This window comes from Mycobacterium asiaticum, assembly GCF_001673365.1.
Lineage (GTDB): Bacteria > Actinomycetota > Actinomycetes > Mycobacteriales > Mycobacteriaceae > Mycobacterium > Mycobacterium asiaticum_A.
The window spans coordinates 1-21,662 of the sequence record NZ_LZLS01000018.1 but is presented as its reverse complement, the minus strand read 5'-3'; the positions used below and the strand labels follow the sequence as shown (position 1 = coordinate 21,662).

13 protein-coding genes and 1 pseudogene are annotated in these 21,662 nt (G+C 65.8%); 9 read left to right on the top strand and 5 right to left on the bottom strand.

All coding sequences use genetic code 11. The features are described 5' to 3' along the window. Positions 1–135: 135 nt before the first annotated feature. Together cynS and A5634_RS02220 are read right to left on the bottom strand one after the other, a co-directional pair. A complete protein-coding gene (gene cynS / locus A5634_RS02225; protein ID WP_065142464.1) occupies positions 136–603 on the bottom strand; it encodes a cyanase in 468 nt (155 codons plus the stop codon). Positions 604–612: 9 nt separating this feature from the next. Further along, positions 613–1,128 carry a nitroreductase family protein gene (locus A5634_RS02220; RefSeq protein ID WP_065142454.1) on the bottom strand — a complete coding sequence of 172 codons (516 nt, stop codon included), beginning with the start codon at positions 1,126–1,128 and terminating at the stop codon, positions 613–615. 79 nt (positions 1,129–1,207) lie between these two features. Here A5634_RS02220 and recC point away from each other — a divergent pair, with 79 nt between their 5' ends. The 4 genes from recC to A5634_RS02200 are packed head-to-tail and all read left to right on the top strand — an operon-like array spanning position 1,208 to position 11,038. Beyond that, entirely contained in the window at positions 1,208–4,492 is a 3,285-nt protein-coding gene (gene recC, locus A5634_RS02215; protein WP_065142453.1) for an exodeoxyribonuclease V subunit gamma, read from the top strand. After that, the gene (gene recB, locus A5634_RS02210) at positions 4,492–7,812 is read left to right on the top strand and encodes an exodeoxyribonuclease V subunit beta (protein WP_065142452.1); all 3,321 of its coding nucleotides are present in this window, start codon (positions 4,492–4,494) and stop codon (positions 7,810–7,812) included. The genes recC and recB overlap by 1 nt, the downstream gene beginning before the upstream one ends. Then, positions 7,809–9,692, top strand: coding sequence for an exodeoxyribonuclease V subunit alpha (gene recD / locus A5634_RS02205; RefSeq protein WP_081290137.1), 1,884 nt, complete (start codon positions 7,809–7,811; stop codon positions 9,690–9,692). Before recB ends, recD begins: the two co-directional genes overlap by 4 nt. A 23-nt stretch (positions 9,693–9,715) precedes the next feature. Further along, on the top strand, positions 9,716–11,038 hold the full coding sequence (locus tag A5634_RS02200) for a metal-dependent hydrolase family protein (RefSeq protein WP_253861451.1): 1,323 nt from the start codon (positions 9,716–9,718) through the stop codon (positions 11,036–11,038). Here the strand turns inward: A5634_RS02200 and A5634_RS02195 are convergent. After that, positions 11,035–11,976, bottom strand: coding sequence for a class I SAM-dependent methyltransferase (locus tag A5634_RS02195; RefSeq protein ID WP_065142451.1), 942 nt, complete (start codon positions 11,974–11,976; stop codon positions 11,035–11,037). The two genes, A5634_RS02200 and A5634_RS02195, sit on opposite strands and share 4 nt — an antisense overlap. A 138-nt stretch (positions 11,977–12,114) precedes the next feature. Here A5634_RS02195 and A5634_RS02190 point away from each other — a divergent pair, with 138 nt between their 5' ends. Continuing rightward, positions 12,115–14,490 carry a lysylphosphatidylglycerol synthase transmembrane domain-containing protein gene (locus tag A5634_RS02190; protein ID WP_065142450.1) on the top strand — a complete coding sequence of 792 codons (2,376 nt, stop codon included), beginning with the start codon at positions 12,115–12,117 and terminating at the stop codon, positions 14,488–14,490. 11 nt (positions 14,491–14,501) lie between these two features. On the opposite strand, the gene A5634_RS02185 is transcribed toward A5634_RS02190, so the two are convergent. Next, positions 14,502–17,135: a GH92 family glycosyl hydrolase gene (locus A5634_RS02185; protein WP_065142449.1), complete on the bottom strand. Its 2,634-nt coding sequence runs from the start codon at positions 17,133–17,135 to the stop codon at positions 14,502–14,504. A gap of 174 nt (positions 17,136–17,309) precedes the next feature. On the opposite strand from A5634_RS02185, the gene A5634_RS02180 reads away from it, so the two are divergent. From A5634_RS02180 to A5634_RS02170, 3 genes are all read left to right on the top strand, one after another. Continuing rightward, positions 17,310–17,999, top strand: coding sequence for an LpqN/LpqT family lipoprotein (locus A5634_RS02180; protein WP_065142461.1), 690 nt, complete (start codon positions 17,310–17,312; stop codon positions 17,997–17,999). A 36-nt stretch (positions 18,000–18,035) separates the two neighbouring features. Further along, positions 18,036–18,521 (top strand): hypothetical protein, encoded by a 486-nt coding sequence (locus A5634_RS02175; protein ID WP_065142448.1) that lies wholly within the window; start codon positions 18,036–18,038, stop codon positions 18,519–18,521. A gap of 82 nt (positions 18,522–18,603) precedes the next feature. Next, positions 18,604–20,847: an FUSC family protein gene (locus A5634_RS02170; protein WP_081290136.1), complete on the top strand. Its 2,244-nt coding sequence runs from the start codon at positions 18,604–18,606 to the stop codon at positions 20,845–20,847. A gap of 2 nt (positions 20,848–20,849) precedes the next feature. Here A5634_RS02170 and A5634_RS02165 read toward each other — a convergent pair whose 3' ends face one another. Continuing rightward, a complete protein-coding gene (locus tag A5634_RS02165) occupies positions 20,850–21,182 on the bottom strand; it encodes a hypothetical protein (protein ID WP_155769312.1) in 333 nt (110 codons plus the stop codon). 129 nt (positions 21,183–21,311) lie between these two features. On the opposite strand from A5634_RS02165, the pseudogene A5634_RS02160 reads away from it, so the two are divergent. After that, positions 21,312–21,662: pseudogene (locus tag A5634_RS02160) on the top strand (steroid C27-monooxygenase); the annotation flags it as partial.

The following is a 21,662-nucleotide window of genomic DNA, read 5'->3' as shown; positions in this document are numbered from 1 at the left end:
CCGCGTCCAGCCACCCCCGCCGTCGGCCCGCCAACCGAACCAGGCCGCCAATTCCGCCGCGTGTCGTCGCAGTGCGGTTCGGCTCGCGGCCCACGCAAGCGGCTGGCCCCGGCCCACGGAAGCCAAGCCAGCGGGTCAGCCCCCCGACGAATCCCATTGGTAGGGAAGAAACTTCCCGTCAAAGGTGACCACTACGCGATCACCCGATTCGTGTGGCTTGCGCTGCAGATCCATGCTGAAGTTGATCGCGCTCATGATGCCGTCACCGAACTGTTCGTGGATCACTTCTTTTATCGCGCCGCCGTACACCTGCAAGGCCTCGTAGAACCGGTAGATGGTGGGGTCGGTGGGCACAGCCGTAGGTAGCCCGCCGCGCATCGGCGGTGCCGCTAGCACCGGTACCACCGCCTCGTCCAAGCCCAACAGGCCCACCAGCACCTTGCCCAATTCAGCCGGTATCGGATGCTGTCCGAGCAGGGCTGAAGTCGTCCACAACAGCGGCCTGTCGATCGCGGAGGCCAGCTCTTGCCAGCTCAAGCCCTTGCTCAGGCGAGCGACAACGATCTGTTCGGTGATCTCGTTTCTGTTCATGGGTCCCAGCATGCCAAGCATTCACCAGCGACCGCGGTGAACCACCTCGGTGAAAGGCCGTCGATTCGGCTTGCGGATCGGCTTGAGCGGACGATCGGCGGGATAGCCGAGGCCGAGCATGAACGCGACCAAATGATCGTCGGGAACCCCCAGAATCGCCGGGGCGTTGTCCTGATCACCCACTGAGGAGTGACCGGTACCGATGCCGAGGTCGGTGGCGGCCAGCATCATCGCCATGGTCGCCTGCCCGAGGTCGTATTGGTCGACGATCTTTCGGCGCTCATCCGGGGGCACCGGCACCACCAGGACGATCGCGGCGGCGGCCGCGGCGATATGGCCCGCACCCATCCACACGGTCGAAAGTTCTTGCAGCTGAGTCGGATCGGTGACGATGACGAAGTCCCACGGCTGCCGGTTTTTGGCCGACGGCGCCCGCCATCCAGCCTCGACGATGCGGTTCAGCGCGTCCTCGGGCACCGGTTCAGCCGTGTACTGGCGTACGTTGCGCCGCGCGCAGATGGCGTCCCAGGTCTCCATGTGATGTCCCTTCCGTCACGGCCCAGGCCATCCATGCTGCCACCTGCGGTGTCGGTGGGAAGGTCTATGGTGGCCCGCGATGGCGCTTCACCTCCACCGTGCCGAACGGACCGATCTCCTCGCCGACGGGCTCGGCGCTCTCCTCGCTCGCCCGCCACAAGATCCGTTCGCCCAGGAGCTGGTGCTCGTTCCCGCGCGAGGAGTGGAACGCTGGCTGAGTCAGCGGCTCTCTCATCGGTTGGGCACCGAGGCTGGGCACGGCGACGGCGTGTGCGCGGGTGTTTCGTTCCGCAGTCCGGCGTCGCTGATCGCCGAGATCGCCGAAACGGTCGACGACGATCCCTGGTCTCCCCAGGCGATGACGTGGCCGCTACTCGAGGTGATCGACTGCTCGCTGGACCAGCCCTGGTGTCGCACTTTGGCAAAACATTTGGGGCACTTCGATATTGGTGACGAAGCGGACTTGCGCCGGGGACGGCGATATGCGGTGGCTCGGCGGCTGGCAGGGCTGTTCGCGTCCTACGCGCATCAACGTCCCGGACTGCTCGTGGACTGGTTGGACGACAACCTTGGCGACCTCGATGCCGACCTGCACTGGCAGCCCCAGCTGTGGCGGGCACTGGTCGCGGCCATTCCCGCCGACCCACCGCATATCCGTCACGCCAAGACATTGGCACGGCTCCGCGAAAGTAAGGTCGATCTCCCCTCGCGGTTGTCGCTGTTCGGCCATACCCGTTTGGCATGCACCGATATCGAGCTGCTGGAGGGCCTGTCGACCCACCATGAATTGCACTTGTGGCTGCCGCATCCGAGCGATGAGTTGTGGCGATCGCTTGCCGGTGTGCACGGCGCGGTGCCGCGGCGCGAGGACACCAGCCATCGCGGGGTCAATAATCCACTGCTGGCCACCCTCGGTCGGGATCTGCGGGAGCTGCAACGAAGCCTTCCCGCCGATCCCGCCACCGACGAGTGGCTGGGTGAGCCGGCCCGTCCGGATACGTTGCTCGGCTGGCTGCAGTCCGATTTGGCGGCCAACGCCGTCCGGCCCGAAGGGCGCGTCCTGGCAGCCGATGACCGGTCGGTGCAGGTGCACAGCTGCCACGGCCCGGCCCGACAGATCGACGTGCTGCGCGAGGTGCTACTGGGCCTACTCGCCGACGACCCCACGCTCGAACCACGCGACATCTTGGTGATGTGCCCTGACATCGAGACCTATGCCCCGTTGATCGTCGCCGACTTTGGCCTGGGCGACGTGGTGCATGGTGCACACCCGGCCCACCGACTGCGCGTGCGCCTCGCAGATCGCGCACTGCTGCAGTCCAATCCGCTGCTCGGTGTCGCGTCACAACTGCTGTCGCTGGCCGCCGGCCGGGTCACCGCCAGTGAGGTCCTCAACCTCGCTCAGGCAGCGCCGGTGCGCGCCCGGTTCGGCTTCAGCGACGACCATTTGGAAGGCATCACAAGGTGGGTCCGACAGTCCAACATCCGGTGGGGTTTCGACCAGGAACACCGAACCCCGTTCGGTGTCGACTTCGTCCACAACACTTGGCGTTTCGGTCTGGACCGCGTGCTGGCGGGCGTCGCGAAGTCGGAGACATCCCACGACTGGATCGATTCGACCCTGCCCCTTGATGACGTCGGCAGCAACCGAATCGAATTGGTCGGCCAATTCGCCGAGTACGTCGACCGGCTACAGCGCGCGGTCGACTCGCTCACCGGAACACGTCCGCTGCGGCAGTGGTTGACCGCGCTGGCCGACGGGATCGGCCAGTTGACTCAGCTTGACGATGACGACACCTGGCAGACCAGCCAGATGCAGCGGGAATTCGCCGACATTTTGCGCACCGCCGGCCCGCGGGCTGAGACGATGCTGCGGCTGCCCGACATTCGTGCCCTGCTGCAGAGGCACCTCGCCGGCCGCCCCACCCGCGCGAACTTCCGCACCGGAACGTTGACGGTGTGCACCATGGTTCCGATGCGATCCGTCCCCCATCGGGTGGTCTGCCTGGTGGGTCTGGACGACGGGGTGTTCCCGCGACTTGGTGTTGTCGACGGTGACGACGTGCTGGCCCGGCAGCCGCGGACCGGTGAGCGCGACATCCGTTCCGAGGACCGGCAACTGCTGCTCGATGCCATCGGCGCTGCCTCCAGCCACCTGGTCATCACTTACACCGGCGCCAATGAGTATTCGGGTCAACGTCGGCCACCGGCGGTGCCACTGGCTGAGCTACTCGACACCCTGGATGTGACGACCACCGAGAAGATCCGTTGTCGGATCGTTGTAGAACATCCGTTGCAGCCGTTCGATATCCGCAATGTCGAACGCGGCAGACTGGTGCCCGACGTGCCGTTCAGCTTCGATCCGATCGTCCTGCACGCGGCACGTTCGGCCACCGGCGAGCGGGCCGCTCGGCCGGATTTCATCCAAGGTCCGCTGCCACCGCCACCGGCAGAGGATGTCGGGCTGGCCGATTTGATCGCCTTTTTTAAGGACCCGGTTAAGGGTTTTTTCCGGGCGCTCGAATACACGCTGCCGTGGGACGTGGACGGTGTTGAGGACGCCATGCCGGTCGACATCAATGCGCTCGAGGAGTGGACGGTCGGCGACCGGATGTTGAACGACATCTTGAACGGCCTGTCCCCCGACGATGCACGCCAAGCGGAATGGCGCCGCGGCACGCTGCCGCCCGGTCATCTCGGCTGGCGCAAGGTCACCGAGATCCGTGATCAGGTAGCGCTTTTGGCGTCGGCGGCGCTAAAGCACCGTCGGGTGGATGCCAGGGCATACGACGTCGACATCGATCTCGGCGGGCGTCGCCTGACGGGGACGGTGCCGGAGGTGTTCGGCGACCACCTGGTGTCGGTGACGTATTCCAAGCTCGACGGCAAGCACCTGCTCGCGTCGTGGATTCCGTTGTTGGCGTTACTCGCTCACAAAGCCAACCGCGACTGGTCGGCTGTTTGCATCGGCCGGCCGAAGCGAGGAACCGCGCCGCGGGTCGAGGGACTCGGGCGTCCTCACGAGGACGCTGTCGAGATTCTCCGCGATCTCGTTGCGATCTACGATGCCGGACGACGCGAGCCAATCCCATTGCCCATCAAGACTTCCTATGCGTGGGCGGCTGCGCGGCACTGCGGCGACGACCCTGTGCAGGCGGCGTCTTACCGGTGGAACAGCAATCGTTATCCCGGCGAGGATCAAGAGCCGGCGCACGTACGGGCTTGGGGACGCAACCCACGACTGGCCGATCTGATGCAACCCCTGCGTCCCGGTGAGGAATCGGCTGGGGAGGATAACCGTTTGGGCGCCTACGCCGCTCGGCTCTGGCTACCGCTACTGCGCGCCGAGAGGAATCCCGGCTGATGCAACCGTTCGATCTGCTGGGGCCGCTGCCCGCCGACCGTTCCACCACGGTCCTGGAGGCCAGCGCTGGTACGGGGAAGACCTTCGCGCTCGCTGGCCTGGTGACTCGCTACGTCGCCGAAGGCAAAGCGGCTCTCGACGAGATGTTGCTCATCACCTTCGGGCGGGCGGCCAGCCAGGAGCTGCGCGAGCGAGTGCGCTGTCAAATGGTTGATGCGGTAAGGGCTTTCGACCACCCCGAGCTGGCAGGCGACAACCAGTTGGTGATGTACCTGATCGAGGGCACAGCGAACCAGCGCGACGAGCGCAGGCAACGGTTGCGTGATGCGTTGGCCGGCTTTGACGCGGCCACCATCGCCACCACACACCAGTTCTGCCAACTGGTCCTGAAGTCGCTGGGTGCGGCCGGCGACACCGACGCGGGTGTCACGCTGATCGAAGACCTCAACGACCTCGTCACCGAGATCGTGGACGATCTCTACCTGGCCCACTTCGGGCAGGACCGCGACGATCCCGTACTCAGTTACCGCGACGCACTGCGGATCACGCGGACCGTGGTCAACAACCCGTCGACCGAACTGCGGCCGCGTGACCCGGAGCCGGGTTCTACGGCTGCGGTCTGCATCGGTTTCGCGGAAGCGGTTGTCGCGGAACTGGAACGGCGGAAGCGCCGTCGCGGCGTATTGGGCTATGACGACCTGCTCCTGCGCCTTGCCAACGCGCTGGACGCCGACGACTCCCCCGCCCGCGCCCGCATGCATCAACGCTGGCCGATCGTCATGGTCGACGAGTTTCAGGACACCGACCCGGTGCAATGGCAGGTGATTGATCGCGCATTCTCCGGGCGATCGACGGTGATCCTGATCGGCGACCCAAAGCAGGCCATCTACGCCTTCCGCGGCGGCGACATCGTCACGTATCTGGACGCGGCGGCCACGGCGGGTGAGAAGCGAACGCTGGTGACCAACTGGCGCAGTGACCGCGCGCTGGTCGAGCGGCTGCAAGCTGTCCTGCGTGGTGCGGAACTCGGCGACACCGGGATCAAGGTGCACGACGTCGAGGCCTATCACCAGGGCCGTCGACTCGCCGGGGCACCGCACAACGATCCGTTCAGACTACGGGTTGTGAGGCGGGAAGCATTGGGCCGCAGGGAGCTTCACAATTTGCCGATTGAGGAGCTGCGCCAGCACATCGGCCAGGATCTTGCTGCCGACATCGGCGGGCTGCTGGCAAGCGAAGCCACTTTCGACAGCCAACCGCTGCAAGCTCGCGATGTCGCCGTGATCGTCGAGAGCCACAGGGACGCCCGCGCTTGTCACCGTGCCCTGACCGAGGCGGGGATTCCGGCGGTGTACACCGGCGACTCGGACGTGTTCAGCTCCGAGGCCGCCGACGACTGGCTATCGCTGTTGGAGGCGTTCGACCAGCCGCACCGCCCGGGCGTGGTGCGGGCCGCTGCCGCGACGATGTTCTTCGGCAATACCGCGCAAGATCTGGCCGCCGGTGGGGATGCGCTGACCGACCGGGTGGCCGAAACCTTGCGGGAGTGGGCGGACCACGCGCGCGAACGCGGGGTGGCGGCCATCTTCGAGGCCGCGCAATTGACCGGGATGGGCGACCGCGTGCTGTCGTGGCAGGGCGGCGAGCGGCACATGACCGACCTGGCGCACCTGACTCAGTTGTTGCAGGAAGTCGCCCATCGTGAGCGCTATTCCCTTCCGGCGCTGCGGGATTGGCTGCGAGGACAGCGCGAGGAGCGGGGCGGGGCGACCGAACGCAATCGGCGGATCGACAGCGACGCGGCCGCGGTGCAGATCATGACGGTGTGGGTGAGCAAGGGACTGCAATACCCGGTCGTGTACCTGCCGTTCGCATTCAACCGCAACGTCCAAGACAAGGATCTGGTGCTGTTCCACGACCAGGGCGTGCGCTGCCTGCACATCGGCGGAAGGGACAGTTCCGATTTTGCGACCGTGGAGAAGCTCGGCATCAAGGAGACGGCCAGTGACGACAGCCGCCTCACCTACGTTGCGCTGACCCGGGCCCAGTCGCAGGTGGTGGCCTGGTGGTCGCCTGCCTACGGCGAGCCCAATGGCGGCTTATCCCGGCTGTTGCGGGGACGGCGCCCGGGCGAGTCGGTTGTTCCCGATCGTTGCGTGCCGGCCAAGATCGCCGACGACGACGCCTGGGCGCGTTTGCGGGAGTGGGAAGAAGCCGGCGGCCCGGTTGTCGAAGAGTCCGTGATCGCTTCAGCTCCCCCATTGGTAGCCACCCGTCCGCCATCCGACCTGGGCACCCGCCACTTCCACCGCGTCATCGACACCGCTTGGCGGCGCACCTCGTACTCAGGCCTGATCCGCGTTCTTGAAGAATCAGGTGGCACCGGGGTCAGCAGTGAACCCGAGACCACCGATCTCGACGACGAAGTCGGCGACATTCCGTTGGCCGAGCCGGTGGCGGCCCCGAATATGCGCGCGCAGGTGCCGTCGCCGATGGCTGATCTGCCGACCGGCGCGAAGTTCGGAACCTTGGTGCATGCGGTGCTGGAGACCGCTGACCCGCTGGCGACCGATCTGGCCACCGAGCTCGAGCAGCAGATCCGGGCTCATTCGGTGTGGTGGCCGGTGGACGTGCCGGCTGCCGAACTGGCCGCGGCCATGGTCCCGATGCACGACACTTCGCTGGGCCCGCTGGCCGACGGCCTGACATTGCGCCGGATCGGGCTGTCGGATCGACTGCGGGAGTTGGACTTTGAATTCCCGTTGGCGGGCGGTGACGTCCGGGGCGGGCCGACCGATCTCCGACTCGCCGATGTCGGGGTGCTGCTGCGAGCCCACCTTCCGGCCAAGGACCCGCTGGCGTCGTATGCCGACAGGTTGCTGGGCGACACCCTGGGCGGCCAGTCGTTGCGCGGCTACCTCAGCGGTTCGGTCGACGCGGTGCTGCGGATTCCGGACGGGTCAGGGCATCGCTATCTGGTTGTGGATTACAAGACCAACTGGCTCGGCGATCCAGACCGGCCACTGACGTCTGACGATTACACACCCTCGCGGATGGCCGGGGCGATGTTGCATTCCGACTATCCGCTGCAGGCTTTGCTGTATAGCGTTGTGCTGCACCGCTTCTTGCGGTGGCGTCAGCCGGGTTACGATCCGGCGCGTCACCTCGGCGGTGTGCTGTATCTGTTCCTGCGGGGAATGTGCGGACCCGACACGCCGGTCATCGACGGCCACCCCGCCGGAGTGTTCAGTTGGTCCCCGCCGACCGCTTTGGTGACGGAGTTGTCCGACCTCCTCGATGCCCGCAAGGCCGTCGCATGACGACCGAAAGCGCGGCGGAGCCGGGCGCATCGGGTCGTCATAACACAAGCGCGACCGAAAGCGCGGCGGAGCCGGGCGCATCGGGTCGTCATAACACAAGCGCGACCGAAAGCGCGGCCACTGAAACCGTCGACCGCCTCGACCGGCGCCAGGCGGTCAGCGCCGTCGGCCTGTTGCGGATCTTCAACGAATCCGGCGTCATCGAGTCCGCCGATGTGCATGTAGCGCAACGGCTTACAGCGATGTCGCGCGAACCCAATCCGTCGGTAGCACTGGCAGTCGCGCTAACCGTGCGTGCGCTTCGCAGCGGGTCGGTGTGCGTCGACCTGCGGTCGGTGCAGACCCAGGTCGGCATGCCGGAGTTGCCGTGGCCGGATGCGGACCAGTGGCTGGCCTCGGTTTTGGCCAGTCCGCTGGTCGGATCGCCACCGGTATTGCGGGTCTACGACGGAAATCTGTTGTATCTGGACCGGTATTGGCGTGAGGAGCAGCAGGTCGCCGATGACTTCCTGACCTTGCTGTCCACCCGGATGTCTGGTGCGACACCCGACATCACCCGTTTGTTTCCGGCCGGGTATGACGAACAACGCGCGGCCGCAAAGCTTGCGCTGGGCCAGGGTTTGACGGTGCTCACCGGCGGGCCCGGGACCGGCAAGACGACCACCGTTGCCCGGCTGCTTGCCCTGTTTGCCGAACAGGCGGAGTTGGACGGCAAGGGTCAGCTGCGTATCGCGTTGGCGGCGCCGACGGGCAAGGCCGCCGCCCGCCTGCACGAAGCGGTGCAGATAGAAATCGACGATCTGGACGAGGTTGATCGACAACGGGTTTCGGATTTGCGGGCTACCACTTTGCACCGGTTGCTTGGTCCCCGGCCAGACACGTCGTCGCGGTTTCGGCATCATCGCGGCAACCGTCTGCCGCACGAGGTGATCGTGGTGGACGAGACTTCGATGGTGTCGCTGACCATGATGGCGCGACTGCTGGAATCGGTGCGTCCGCAGACGCGGCTCTTGCTGGTCGGGGATCCTGACCAGTTGGCGTCGGTGGAGGCGGGCGCGGTGCTGGCCGATTTGGTTGACGGGCTCGGGGCGCATGACAAGGCGCGGGTTGCGGCACTGAAGACCTCGCATCGGTTCGGCGAATCGATCGGTGAGTTGGCGTCGTCGATTCGGGACGGCGACGCTGACGGCGCCGTTGAGGTGCTACGGGCCGGTGGCGATCACATCGAATGGCTTGACACCGATGAACCAACCGAATATCTGCGCAATATCCTTGTGCCGCAAGCACTTGCGATCCGGCAGGCCGCTGTGCTCGGGGACGCAGTGTCCGCGCTAGCGACGCTCAACGATCACCGGTTGCTGTGTGCACACCGCCGCGGACGGTATGGCATCGCGTACTGGAATCGCCACATTGAACGGTGGCTGAGCGAGGCCACCGGCGAAGCGATCTGGTCGTCCTGGTACGTCGGAAGGCCGGTTCTCGTCACCGCCAATGACTACGGGCTGGGGGTCTACAACGGTGACACGGGAGTGACGGTGCTCGACGGCGCCGACCAGCAAGGCACGCTTCGGGCAGTCTTCCAGAGCGTGAACGCCGGAAAGGGCCAGCTGCTCGGGTTCGCACCGAGCCGACTGGCCGACGTCGAGACCATGCACGCCATGACCATCCACAAGAGTCAGGGCAGCCAGACCGACGTGGTCACAGTGCTTATGCCGCCTGAAGATTCGCGGTTGCTGACGCGGGAGTTGTTCTACACCGCGGTCACGCGGGCGAAGTCAAAAGTGCGCGTGATCGGCCCGGCGGCCGCCGTGCGTGCCGCGATCGAGCGGCGTGCCGTGCGCGCCAGTGGATTGGCACGCCGACTGCGCGCCGCGACTTAGTCCAACCCCCTAGGGTGGTGGGCGTGGGCAGCAAGCGCGACCCGGTGATGCCGGCGGCCCGACGAAAGGCGCGCGCGACGGACTCGACGAGGAGCCTGATGGACGAACTGCGTATTTCGAACGTCAACGTCTTCGACAGTGTCGATGGACGGATCACCGGGCCGCGAGACGTCACGATCCGCGACAACCTGATCGCATCGGTGACGCCCGTCGCGGCAAAGGAATTCAGCGGCAACAAGATCGACGGCACCGGCAAGACGCTGCTGCCGGGATTGATCGACGCGCACTGGCACGCGATGTTTGCCACCATCTCCGCGTTCGAAGCGCAGATCAGCGAACTCGGCTACGTCTTCGCGCGGGCCGTCGCCAGTGCGGAGGAAACACTCCTGCGCGGCTTCACCACTGTCCGCGACCTGGGCGGGCCGGTATTCGGCATCAAGCACGCCATCGACGACGGCACCATCCTCGGACCACGTATCTTTCCGGCGGGCGGATTCATCTCGCAGACCGGTGGTCACGGCGACTTCCGGCTGCCGCACGAGGTACCGCGTGGCGTGTGTGGCCACCTTAGTTACACCGAGATCATCGGGGCGGCCGTCATCGCCGATGGTGAGGCAGAGGTGCTCCGCGGCGCGCGCGAGATGCTGCGTCGTGGCGCTTCGCAACTCAAGCTGATGGCAGGCGGCGGGGTGGCGTCACCTTACGACCCGCTCGACGTCAGCCAGTTCACTGAGGCCGAGATGCATGCCGCGGTGGAAGCCGCCGAAAACTGGGGCACCTACGTGACGGTGCACGTCTACACCTGTCGCGCGATCCGCACCGCCGTCGCCGCCGGCGTCCGCTGCGTCGAGCACGGACACCTCATCGATGAGGCGACCGCCGCGCTGCTGGCCGAAAAAGATATCTGGTGGTGCCTGCAACCGTTTCTCGACGACGAGGACGCGGTCACGCTGCCGCCGGCCAATCTGCCCAAGTTCCAGCAGATGGTCGCCGGCACCGATACCGCCTACGAACTCGCGATCAAGCACAAGGTGAAGATCGCCTTCGGCACCGATACCTTGTTCGACGCCGGCCTGGCCCGGCGCCAGGGGGCCCAGTTGGCCAAGCTCACCCGGTGGTTCACCCCGGCCGAAGTGTTGCAGCAGGCGACGATTCGCAACGCCGAGTTGCTGGCCATGTCCGGACCGCGCAACCCGTACCCCGGCCGTCTGGGCGTGGTGGCCGAGGGCGCCTTCGCCGATCTGATTCTCGTCGACGGCGACCCCGTGGCCGACATCTCCCTGATCGCACGACCCGACGAGGCTTTCACCGCCATCATCAAGGACGGCCGACTGGTGAAGGGCTAACCCCGCACCGCCGACACGAACTGGGTGCGGGGCGAGGTGTCCTCCACCCCATCGGGCACCCCGCGCCCGTAACTTGCCATCAGCTCGGGTGACGGCGTCACCGTCGCGTCCCAACCGTGCCGGCCCAACCAGTGCCCCACGTCCTCGCGCTCCTCGAAGTACCACAGCTCATCGGTACGGGGCATCTCGCGTTCGGGTTCCACCTTGGCCATCAGCGCGCGGATCCGGTCCATCCGTTCGCGCCTGCGGGTCCGAACGTCCTCGTCCATCCAGTCCGGGCCGGGGGCCTCCACCGCGATCCGGCTACCGGATGCGGCGAGTGCCTGAATGCGCTCGAACAACAACTCGTGGGCGGCCGCCGGCAGGTACGGCAACAATCCTTCGACGGACCACGCGCTCGGTGCCGCCGGATCAAAACCGGCTTCCCGCAACGCAGCCGGCCAGTCGTGACGCAGGTCCACCGCGACGGCGACCCGGGTGCACCTCAGCTCGGCGCCGTGTTCGGCGAGTGTCGACGCCTTGAAGTCCAACACCTTGGGCTGGTCGAGTTCGTAGACGGTGGTCTGATCGGGCCAGGGCAACCGCCAGGCTCGCGAATCCAGCCCGGACGCCAGGATCACGGCCTGCCCCACGCCGGCGCGCGCGGCGTCGAGGAAGAATCCGTCGAAGAACGCCGTGCGCGAAGCCATGTAGTTGACCATCGACTGCATCTGCACGGACAGCTGCGGCTCGGCCTCGAGGAGCTCGGCGGGCAGGTCCGGCGCAGCGAACCAATTCCAGATCCCATCACCGACAGCATCCAGGAAAACACGCGCGAACGGGTCGCTGATCAGCGGGTTTTCACTCTCAGTCTCCGCAGCGCGGCCGGCCGCCACGCCCAGCGCCGTGGCTCCGACGCTCTCGGTGATCTCCCAGGTGTCGTCCTCGGTCCGCGTCACGCTCAGTCCTCCTTTACACGGCACACAACCCTCGCGAGAGTACGTGAACAGGATTAGCGCGTATGGCACGTTAAGTTGTCGTAGAACAGCCGACGGCGGCACCCGGAAAGAGGATCGAAAAGGACCAGCACCGTGCACATGCGAGTTGACGGGCGCGACATCACCGTGTCCGGCAGCTTGCTGCAACCGCTCACTCGGCGCACCAACGACCTCATCCGGCTCGCGCTGGCTGCCGTTGCCCTGGTGGCGGTGATCACCAGTTCGCTGATCACCCGTCCGCGCTGGGTCGCGTTGGAGAAGTCGATCTCAGAAATCGTCGGGGTACTGACGCCGACTCAGGCGGACTTGGTCTATCTGGTTTACGGGATCGCGATACTGGCGTTGCCGTTCATGATCCTGATCGGACTGATCCTGTCCCGGCAGTGGAAGCTGCTCGGTGCATACGGGGCCGCCGCACTGATCGCCTTTCTGTCCCTGTCCATCAACAGCAACGGCATTGCGGCGCCGCGATGGCACTGGGAACTGTCCGACAAACTCAACACGCTGCCCGCTCAGTTCCTCGACGACCCGCGCTGGATTGCGATGCTCGCGGCGGTGCTGACCGTGTCCGGCCCGTGGCTGCCCGCCCGCTGGCGACGCTGGTGGTGGGCACTGCTGCTGGCCTTTGTGCCGATCCATCTCGTCATCAGCGCCATCGTTCCGGCCCGCGCGGTGGTCGGGCTGTCGGTCGGCTGGTTCGTCGGCGCCTTCGTGGTGTTGGTCGTGGGCACCCCAGCTCTGGAAGTGCCGCTCGAAGGTGCGGTCCGCGCGATGGCCAAGCGCGGATTCATGGTGTCCCGTCTGGTGGTGGTGCGCCCCGGCGGCCCGGGACCGTTGGTGCTGTCCGCCGAATCGACCGATCCCGCATCGCGCGCGGCGGTCGAGTTGTACGGACCCCACCAGCGCAGCGGCGGAGCGCTACGTCAAGTGTGGTGGAAGCTGCGGTTGCGCGGATCCGAAACCGCACCCCTGCAGACCTCGATGCGGCGCGCCGTCGAGCACCGTGCGCTGATGGCTATCGCCGTCGGCGACACCGGCGTGGCCAACACCGCGACGATCGCGCTGGCCGCGCTGGATCGGGGCTGGACGTTGTATGCGCACCAGCCCGTGCAGGGATTGCCGCTGGACGAATGCGCCGGCGAGACGCCGGTCGCGCGGATTTGGGAGTCGTTGCGCGTCCTCAACGACCACCAGATCTCCCACGGTGATTTGCGCTGCAGTCAAATCACGGTTGCCGACGGTAAAGCGTTGTTCGGCGGGTTCGGTGCCGCCGAGTACGGCGCCACTGACGCTCAGTTGCAATCCGACATCGCCCATCTGTTGGTGACAACGTCGGCGTTGTATGACGCGCAGTCCGCCGTCGGTGCCGCGATCGAGACCTTCGGTAAAGAAACGATTCTCAGGGCTGGACGTCGACTCACCAAATCTGCTGTGCCCAAACGAATCCGGCAGTCGGTGCCCAATGCTAAAGCCGTCATCGCCGACGCCCGCGCCGAGGTGCAACGCCAAACCGGTGCTGCGGAACTCGAATCCGAGACGATTACCCGATTCAGCCGCAGCCAGTTCATTCAGCTGGTGCTGATCGGGGCGCTGGTCTATGTCGCGTACCCCTTCATCAGCACCGTGCCGACCTTCTTCTCCGAGTTGCGCACGGCGAACTGGTGGTGGGCGCTGCTGGGTCTGCTGGTCTCGGCGCTGACCTATGTCGGTGCGGCAGGTGCGCTGTGGGCCTGCACCGACGGCTCGGTCAGCTTCTGGAAGCTGTCGATCATGCAGGTGGCCAACACTTTTGCCGCGACCACCACCCCGGCCGGGGTCGGCGGGCTGGCGCTGAGTACCCGGTTCCTGCAAAAGGGCGGACTGACCGCGTTGCGGGCGACGGCGGCTGTGGCACTGCAGCAATCAGTTCAGGTAATCGTCCACGTGCTGCTGCTCATCTTTTTCAGCGCGGTCGCCGGGACATCCACCGACCTCTCGCATTTCGTGCCCAATGCGACGGTGCTGTACCTGATCGCCGGTGTGGCGCTGGGTATCGTGGGCACCTTTCTGTTGGTGCCCAACCTACGGCGGTGGCTGGCAACCGAATTGCGTCCCAAGCTCACCGAGGTCACCCGCGACCTCGCCGATCTCGCCCGCGAGCCAAAGCGGCTCGGGCTGATCGTATTGGGCAGCGCGGGGACGACTCTTGGTGCCGCGCTGGCATTGTGGGCGAGTGTCGGCGCGTTCGGCGGCGGGACGACGTTCGTCACCGTCACCGTCGTGACGATGGTCGGCGGGACGCTTGCTTCCGCGGCGCCCACACCCGGCGGCGTCGGCGCCGTGGAGGCCGCTCTGATCGGTGGGCTCGCCGCCTTCGGCGTCCCAGCGGCCACCGGGGTGCCGTCGGTGCTGCTGTACCGGGTGCTCACCTGCTGGCTCCCGGTGTTCGTCGGTTGGCCGGTGATGCGCTGGCTCACCAAGAATGAGATGGTCTAGCAGCTGCAGGACTATCCGGCCGCACGTGCTGTTGCGACCTCCACCATGACCGGCTGATACCGACTGCTGGCGCCCACGGTGGTGGTCAGATAGATCAGGTGATATCCCGTCGGCACCGACTGCGCCACCTCGATCGCGACATCCACCCGCGCGGCGCCGTCGGCATCGAACCGTCCGCCCGCCGCAGCGACGGTGATCCCCGGCTGCCAAGACCTGCCGCTAACGGTGTAGTCCCCAGCGCCCTCGATCATCCGCTGCACGTCGAGCCTTACCGTCCCCGTCTGGCCCGGAGCGATCGCGACGACGGGACGCGAAACATTAGCTGTCACTGCCGAACTACCCGCACCGAACGACGGCGGCGCCGCGGATTCCGCGGTACCCCAACTCATGTCGGGTTTGGCTGCAAGCGAGAACACACTCTTGCCGCCGGTGCGGATGAACGTTTCGGGAAGATACGTCCGATCACTCGGTTGACCGTCGACGCGCAGCTCTTTGATGTACTTGAGCCGATTGGGTCCGGAGGCGCCGGGGGCGGTGATGTGTATGGGTTGGCTTGCCGGCAAAGCGATTTCAATGCGGTCGAACAGTGGCGTGTTGACGGTGAGTAGCGCGGTGCCCGGAGTGCTCGGGTATAGGCCAAGGGCAGCCCAGACATACCAGCCCGACATCGCACCGAGGTCGTCGTTGCCCGGTGCGCCGTCCGGCGTCGGGCCGAACAGTCCGCGGACCCGGTCGACCGTATGCTGCGCTTGCCACGGCGCGCCGACGTAGTTGTACAGCCACGGCACGCCGAAGCCTGGCTCGTTACCGGCCCAGAGGTAGGGCTCGTTGGGGCCTACATTGAGGTACTTGGTGAACCGGTCCAGGCGATCTCTGACCGTCTGACGGCCACCGAGCGCCGTGATCAAACCGGCGACGTTGTGCGGCACCAGCCAGACGTACTGCTCGGCGTTGCCCTCGTCGAAGCCCGGCTGACCGAAGGTTTCGGTCGGCTCGATGAATCCTGGTGCGTCACCGAAGAGTCCGCTCTCGCCGCGCGGCGAGATGTAGCCGGTCGACGGATTGAACAGGTTCTGCCAGTACTGGGCGCGCAGCTGAAATTCAGCGGCGGTGTCGGCATGACCCAGCGCGGCGGCGAACTGGGCGATCGCGAAGTCGGCGATCGACCATTCCAGCGTGATCGAAGCGCCGGGCCCGAATCCCGTGAGTTGGGGGAAGTAGCCCAGTTGTAGGTAGACGCCGATGCCCGGTCGCTCGACGTACCCATTGACCCCGACACCGCCCTGAGTTGCACCGTCGACCATGTAGCGTAGCGCCGCCTCAACGTCGAAGTCCTTGGCGCCGAACATGTATAGACCGACAATCAGCGGGACCACGCTGTCGCCTGTCATCTGACTGGTTGCGGCATTGGCCAGCGCCCAGCGGGGCAGCGCCCCACCTTGTTCGGCGTCGTTCACCAGCGACTGGGCCATGTCGCTGGCTTCCTTCGGGAACAGCAGCGCCTGCAGGGCGGCCAGGCTGCGGTAGGTGTCCCAGTCGGAAAAGTTGGCGTACTGCGAACGCCCCTGCGTCACACGGTGAATCGCATTGTCGAAGCCGATGTAGCGGCCGTCCGCGTCGTTGAAGGTGTTGGGATGCAACAGCGAGCGGTACAGGCAGGTGTAAAAAGTCTTCACGTCCCCGGGGTTGCGGCCTGCCACGATGATGCGCGACAACGCAGTTCTCCATGCGGCCGTCGCCGCGGTGCGAACCCCGTCGAAACTCGCGCTCTCGGCCGCCAGGTTCGCCCGAGCACCGTCGATACCGACATAGGAGATGGCCGTCCGCACCTCGACCACAGCGCCCGCGGGGAACTGCACATATCCGCCGCTGTACGGCGAATTCGCCCGCCGGACACCGTCATACAGCGAATAGCCGTCCCATGTTCCGTAGGAGAAGAAGGGCTGGCTGAACTCCATCGCGAAGTACACCGTGTAGGTGTTCTGCTTGTCGCAAAACGAGCCACTGGTAGCCCACCCGGTGATAGTGGTGTTGTCCTCGCCGATCTGAATGGCCGCACTGGAATTGCCGGCGAGGGACGCGCCAGATCGCACCTGCAGCAGTGCCGGCCGATCGTCTTGCGGGTAGCTGAATCGGCCCACTCCGGTGCGCGTGGTCGCGGTGAGTTCGGCTTTCACACCGGTGTCGGGGAATCGCACCGTGTAGTAACCCGGCACTCCGGTTTCGGTGTCGTCGTGGGCGATTCGCTCCCAGGCGCGCCACGGCCGCCCACCGACGGCGCTGGTTGTGGGCAGCATCGAAATGTCGCCGAACGCAGGGCAACCCACCGAGGCGTGGGTCATGCTGAACCCGGTTGATTGGGAGTTCGCGTGGTCGTAACCGGCGTAATTGTTGACGGTGTCCGGCGAGTACTGCACCATCCCGAACGGCACGGTGGCACCGGGAAAGTTGTTGATCTCTCCGACGACATCACCGCCGGTACCCGTGCCGATGAGGGTGTCGACGTGTTCGACGGGATCGGTCACCGCCGTCGGTTCACCGTCGTAGGCGGTGGGCGACAGCAGGAAGAACGGCACAAACACAACCAGCACCGCGACGACGGCGGCGATACTTCTCAGACCCTTTCGCGACCTACCCGAGCCCATAGATGTCTCTTACTGCACGCGGCGCGTTCTGTGGACCTTTTCGGCCAACGACGCGCATTTCGTCGTCGGCACAACCGACGCAGTTCGCGCGATGTCGGTTACTCTCAGTCCACGTCGCCGGCGACGTCGCCGGCACAGGTGCCGGTGCCACAACACCTTTTGGAGATGCGATCGATGAAGGATCTCACTGCGGTAGTCGCCACTGTGGCACTGAGCCTGACCCTGGTTGGCTGCCACACCGAAACCAAGACCGAGGTCAAGACTTCAACGTCGACGTCCACGTCCACCTCCACGTCGACCGTCACGTCCCCAGCAACCACCAGCGCCACCCCCGGTGCCCAGGCCAACTACACGATCGCGGACTACATCCGGGAAAAGAACATCAAGGAGATCCCCGTCCACCATGGCGACCCGGGCTCCCCGACTATCAACTTGCCCGTGCCCAACGGCTGGCACGCGCTTCCGGAAGGCTCCGGGGCGCCCTACGGCGGCATCGTCTACGACGCCGCAGCCGACCCCAATGACGCGCCCACCATCGTCGCTATCGTCTCCAGGCTCGACGGTGACGCCGACCCCAAGAAAATCCTGGAATACGCTCCCGGTGAGTTGAAGAACCTGCCCGAGTTCGAGGGTGGCAGCGCGAACGGGCGCGAGTCCACGCTCGGCGGCTTCCAGGCGTGGCAGTTCGGCGGCACCTACACCAAGAACGGTAAGAAGCGCACGGTCGCGCAGAAGACGGTCGTGATCACCGGGCCGAACGGCTTGTTCGTGCTTCAACTCGACGCTGATGGGCTGGACACCGAGTCCGGCCCGCTGATGGACGCCACCGCCGTCATCGACGAGCAGACGACCATTACCCCGTAACTCCCGCTCGGCGCGGGTAGGGCATACGGTGAAGCGATGACAGAACAGTCGTATGCCGTAGACGTCGGCCATCCACCTTCAGCACTGCTCAAAGCCGTCAACCCGGTGCTGGGTTTCTTGTTGGGGACTCCCTTCGGCGGCCCGCTGCGCAAGCAGTTCATGGTGCTGAATTTCACCGGGCGCAAATCGGGCAAGCAGTTCAAGCTGCCGGTCAGCGCCCACGTGATAGACAACGACCTCTACGCGTTGGCGGCCGCCGCCTGGAAGTACAACTTTCGCGGCGGCGCGCCGGCCCGGGTGGTTTACGACGGCAAGACCACCGACATGCGCGGCGAACTCGTCGAGGACCGCGAAACCACCTACGACCTCTACTCGCGGTGCGCGCAGGGCTACGACGTCAAGCGCGCGCAACGCCAGATGGGGTTGAAATTCCGCGATGATCGCACACCGACGCGCGAAGAGTTCGCCGAGGCGATCGTTAGGTTGAAGCTGGCGGCCATCCGGTTCACCCTGGTCGCCTAACGTCTTTGCCCACAACGATTTTCGAACGTCTCCGGGCCCGGGCGGCGGTAATCGGGCCGCCGGCGTTCAGCCTGCCCGAGGGATGAAGCCGCAAGCACTGCCCGCATCGCTGTCGGCCCGCTACCGACGCGCGCGGATCTGGACGGTCGGCACCGACCCGGGATTGCTGCGACTGCGGCTGGCGATCCGCACCACAATTGCACTGGGTTGCTCGCTGCTGGTGATGTATGCGTTGACGAGCGCCGCCAACCAGCCGCTGACCGTCGCGCTGCTCGGTGCCGTCATCACGATGATCGCAGCACGTTCGGTCAACGAGCCTGACCCACGGCAGCAACGGATTACGATGGCGCTGCTACCGCTGCCGGCTGCGCTGTCCATTTCCGCCGCCGCGCTGCTCTCGCCCTATCGGGTGGTAACCGACGCCGTCTTCGTCGTCGTCGTATTCGGCGCGGTCTACGTTCGCCGGTTCGGGCCACGCGGGCGCGCGCTCGGCATGGTCGCGTTCATGGCCTACTTCTTCAACCTGTTTCTGCGGGCCGGGGTGCACGAGTTGCCCTGGATGATCATCGCCGTCGTGGTCGGCACGCTGTGCACTTTCGTGATGACCTCCTACGTATTGCCCGATCGCCCAGAACGCGTGCTGCAGGCCACAATTCGGTCGCTGCGGGCACGGATGGCCATCGTGATCGACACCACCGCCGAGGTACTCCGCGCGCACCGTCTCGACGAACGTCGCCGACGTCGGCTGCGGGCTCGGATCGCGCGACTTAACGAGACCGCGTTGATGGTGCAGGACCAGATCGAGGACAAGGCGAACCCGGCCACGTTGTGGCTCGGGGTGGGCGGCGAGCATTTGGCGCCGTGGTTGTTCGACGCCGAACTCGCCGTCGAGTGGGTCGCGATCGCCAGCCACCGAGCCGTGTCAGCGCCGGCCCGGATGCCGGCCGCGGCGCGCGCAGGTCTGGCCGCCGCTATGGACGAATTGGCTTGGGCTATCCGAGTTCCCGACGCCGAGGGACTGCGTCGTGCTGGCGAGCAGGCCCAGCGTGTTCTTGACGATCTGCAATCGGCGGCCTCTGACGAGAGAGGCGAGGTTGCCGTGCGGCGCATTGCCCTGGCGATAGTCGCGGCCGCAGCAGCGACATCGGAAGTGCGGGAAATGATCGAGCACGCAACGACCGGTGACACAACCGCTCGGCAACCCGCGGACACCGCAGACGGTCCAGACACCGGAGACCTACAGCGCGGGCCCGGGCTGCTGCCGACGACACGGCAAGCCATCCAGGCCTCCGTCGCGGCCTCCCTGGCGATCGTCACCGGCGAGCTGGTGTCACCGGATCGCTGGTACTGGGCGGTGATCGCCGCGTTCGTGGTCTTCGCAGGCACCAACACCTGGGGCGAGACACTGACCAAAGGTTGGCAACGACTGCTGGGCACCGTGCTGGGGGTGCCGTGCGGCATCCTTGTCGCCACCCTGGTCGGGGGTCACAGCAACACTTCGCTCGTGCTGATTTTTATCTGTCTGTTCTGCTCGTTCTATTTCATGCAGCTCACCCAAAGCCTGATGGCCTTTTGGATCACGACGATGCTGGCGCTGCTGTACGGACTGCTCGGCCAGTTCAGCTTCGACGTGCTGCTGGTGCGTATCGAAGAGACCGCCGTCGGGGCGGTCATCGGCGTCGCGGTCGCAATCCTGGTGCTGCCCACCAACATCGGTACGACGCTACGCAGCGACACCCGCGACTTCCTGACGGAACTGTCCGCTTTGATCGAGAAGTCCATCGCGACAATGTTCGATGACGAACCCGGCGTTCCTACCGAACAAGCCCGGGAACTCGACCGCAAGCTGCAGCAGATTCGAGCCACCGCCAAGCCGCTGCTGGCGGGAATCGGCGGGCTCGCCGGCCGCCGCAGCATCCAGCACCGGCTGCGATTGTTCAGGGCCTGCGACCGATACGCCCGCATCCTGGCCCGCCGCAGCGAACAGTATCGGGATCCGACGTGCCCACCCGAACTTGTCGACGCCGTCAAAACCGCCGCCGCACAGGTCGCACACAACGTCGATGCATTGGTCACCATGATCGACGGTGCGAACGAGGCGACCCACCCCGGGAGGCGCGTCTCCGCCGCCGATGCCCTAGACGCCGCCGAAGCGCTGGCGCGCGAGCACGACAGCACATTCGACCCGGCGGCGCCTGGGCCCGACACGCAACGGCACCCCTCGATACTGCACCCGTTGCGTCAAATCGACCACGCCGTCATTGCCGCGGCCACCCACCTCGATCCGGAGGATGGGCTCAAAACATCTAGCTCACAAGCGAATTGAGTTTATTGAACCGGCCACACCTTGCGCAGGATGTCCGCCAACTCAAGGGTCACTTGCGTGAGTCTCGCCTGCACTTCCGGGCGTTGTTCCGGCGGCAGATTGTCGACCTCGTTCTGCACGATCGTGGCCTGCTGCCGTAGCTGGGTCAGCCGCTGATTCCGCTGTACCGGCGTGAGGCTGTCCCATGCGGCGTGCAAGTCCGACGTCTGCCGCTGCAACTCCACCACATCGGCTTGCGGATCGCCGGCCTGTGCGGGACCCGCCCCCGCAACAGCCACAGCCACGCCCACCGCTGCGGCGACTATGGCGGCGGCTGTCGTCGCTCGGATTCTCATGCCTACCAGGCTGCCGCTCGCGCCTTGCCGGATCTTCACGAATTTCTTGCGAAACTCTTGCGCTGGCTCACCGTCTCGTCGTTACCATTTCCCTGACTCTGCACGAGGTGCCTCAAAAGGAGGCGAGCGATGGCTGCCCCGAATTTACCGCCAGGCTTCGATTTCACCGATCCCGACATCTACGCCCACCGGTTACCGGTGCAGGAGTTCGCCGAATTGCGTGCCACCGCGCCGATCTGGTGGAACAAACAGCCGTTGGATCAAGGCGGATTCGGCGATGGCGGCTACTGGGTGGTGAGCAAACACCGTGACATCCGCGAGGTTTCACTCCGTACCGACGTCTTCTCCGCGGCGGCGAAGTCTGTCGTGCCGCGCTACCCGCAAGAGCAGGCGCAGGCGCAGATCGAGGCCGGGCGAACGTCGATGCTGATGATGGACGACCCCGAGCACAGTCGGTTGCGCAAGATCGTCGCGCGCGGT